Source organism: Isoptericola sp. GX10416, assembly GCF_056590155.1.
This window is the reverse complement of the sequence record NZ_JBWPVO010000027.1, coordinates 1-2399: the sequence shown is the minus strand read 5'-3', so window position 1 is coordinate 2399 and position 2399 is coordinate 1. Positions and strand designations below refer to the sequence as shown.

Genomic DNA, 2399 nt, shown 5'->3' with positions numbered 1-2399 from the left:
GTGGGTGCGATCGGTGAGATCGCGGACATCATCGGCCAGATCAACGACTACCAGCTCACGATCGCGTCGGCGGTGGAAGAGCAGACCGCGACGACGAACGAGATGTCGCGGGGTGTGCAGGAGGCCGCGACGGGCTCGTCCGAGATCGCCGGCACCATCACCGGCATCGCCGAGGGTGCGCAGGAGAACACCCGGACGATGGAGGAGGTCAGATCCCAGGTCCACGAGCTCGCCCAGGTCTCCGAAGCGCTGCGTGCCCAGGTCGCGGCCTTCACCTACTGAAACCAACGACTCAGGACTGAGGTAACACGATCATGCGCGCACGAGCTGTTGTCACGTTCCTCGCCGCCGGCGCTCTCGCGCTGACGGCAGGGTGCGGGACCACCCAGGACGCCGCCGACGACACACCGCTCGTGGGCGTGGCCATGCCCACCGTCGAGCAGACCCGCTGGGTCGCGGACGGGGACAACCTGTCCGCCCAGTTCCGGTCGCTCGGCTACGACGTCGACATGCAGTACGCCGAGGACGACGCCGCCGTCCAGGTGGAGCAGATCCGCGCGATGGTGGACGCCGGCGCCGACGCGCTCGTCATCGGCTCCGTGGACGGCACGGCGCTGAAGGGGGTGCTGGCCGAGGCGCACGGCGCGGGCATCGCTGTCATCTCCTACGACCGGCTGATCCGCGACTCGGCGGACGTGGACTACTACGCGTCGTTCGACAACTGGCAGGTGGGCGTGCTGCAGGGCACTGCCCTGCTGCGGGGCCTCGGTGTCCTCGACGAGTCCGGCGCGGAGACCGGCCGCAAGGGCCCGTTCCACATCGAGGTGTTCGCCGGCTCGCCGGACGACAACAACGCCACGGTGTTCTACGACGGCGCCATGTCGGTGCTGCGGCCCTACCTCGACTCGGGCGTGCTCGAGGTCGCCTCGGGGCAGGTGGAGCGCGAGGACGTCGCGATCGACGGGTGGGACAACGCCACCGCCGAGCAGCGGATGACCTCCCTGCTCGGCTCCTACGGGGGCGGCACGAAGCTCGACGGCGTGCTCGCGCCGAACGACGGCATCGCCCAGGCGGTCATCGCCGCCACCGGGACGCTCGACGACGTCCCGGTGGTCCCGGGCCAGGACGCGGAGATCCCGGCGGTGAAGTCGATCGCGGCAGGCGAGCAGTACGCGACGGTCTACAAGGACACCCGCCAGCTCGCGGAGGTGACGGTGCAGATCGTCGAGGCCCTGCTGGCCGGCGGGACGCCCGAGGTGAACGACACCACGACGTACGACAACGGCGCGAAGGTGGTTCCGTCCTACCTGCTCGCTCCGCAGTCCGTCACGAAGGACAACTACACGAAGGTGCTCGTGGACAGCGGGTACTACACGGCACAGGAGATCGGCTGATGACACACGGGGAAGCCTCGCGCCGGCGCGGGGCATGGTTCTGGGACCGGTCGCTCGCGGCGAAGTTCTCGACGGCGCTGTTCGTCATGGGCGGCGCGTTCGCCCTGGTCGGCGGGTCGGCGGCGGTGGCCCTGTCGCAGGTCGCCGACGACCTGCAGGAGATGTCGCGCCTCAACGTCGAGCTGCAGCGTTCGTTCGCGGACCTGTCCGTGAACCAGGCGCGCAGCCACGTCGTGCTGCAGCGCGCGGTGAACGCCGACGAGACCACGCGCGCGCAGCTGCTCACGTCGTCGGGCTGGATCGACGACGAGGTGGAGGAGCACGCCGCCGTCGTGGCGACGTTCCCCGCGGCGGACACGCCCCAGTGGCAGGACTTCCTGGCGCGCTGGGAGGCGTGGACGTCGTACCGCGACGCCACCCTGCTGCCGCTCGTGGAGGCCGGTGACGTGACGGGCTTCGCCGCCGCCGTGAGCTCCGACGTGTCCGCGGACCCGGACTGGGCGGGCCGCGCCCTGGCCCTCGCCTCGGCACAGACGGACGCCGACGTCGTCGCGATCCAGGAGGCCGGTCAGGCCGCGGCGGAGCGGTCGATCGTCGTGCTCGTGGTCGGCTTCGTCGTCGCGACGGTCTGCGGCGTGCTGCTCGCCGTCGCGATCGTGCGGCGGATCAGCCGGTCGGTGCGTCAGGTGGGCACCACGCTCGAGGCCATGGCCGAGGGCGACCTCACCCAGGACGCCCCCGTCGCGGAGAACGACGAGATCGGCCGGATGGCGGCCGCCCTGGACCGCGCCCGGCAGGCTCTGCGCGAGACGCTTTCCGGGGTCGTCGAGTCGGCGCAGACCGTCGCGGCGGCGTCCGAGGAGCTCTCGGCCGCCTCGCACCAGGTGGCCTCCGGCTCTGAGGAGACGAGCGCGCAGGCGGGTGTCGTGGCGTCGGCGGCGGAGCAGGTGTCGCAGAACGTGCAGACGGTGGCTGCGGGTGCTGAGGAGATGGGTGCGTCGATCC

The 2399-nt window shown here is 71.2% G+C and carries 2 protein-coding genes and 1 pseudogene; all 3 read left to right on the top strand.

Annotation, left to right across the window (positions count from 1 at the left end; all coding sequences use genetic code 11):
- Positions 1 to 282, top strand: a pseudogene (locus ACWAT2_RS19265) (methyl-accepting chemotaxis protein); the annotation flags it as partial.
- A 32-nt stretch (positions 283 to 314) separates the two neighbouring features.
- On the top strand, positions 315 to 1394 hold the full coding sequence (locus ACWAT2_RS19260; protein ID WP_402378204.1) for a substrate-binding domain-containing protein: 1080 nt from the start codon (positions 315 to 317) through the stop codon (positions 1392 to 1394).
- The coding region (locus tag ACWAT2_RS19255; RefSeq protein ID WP_480049252.1) for a HAMP domain-containing protein at positions 1394 to 2399 on the top strand (1006 nt) is incomplete at its 3' end. The genes ACWAT2_RS19260 and ACWAT2_RS19255, both read left to right, overlap by 1 nt.

Bases quoted from the DNA above. Each gene is read 5' to 3' on its own strand.
- ACWAT2_RS19260 (WP_402378204.1), top strand. From the start codon at position 315: ATGCGCGCACGAGCTGTTGTCACGTTCCTCGCCGCCGGCGCTCTCGCG.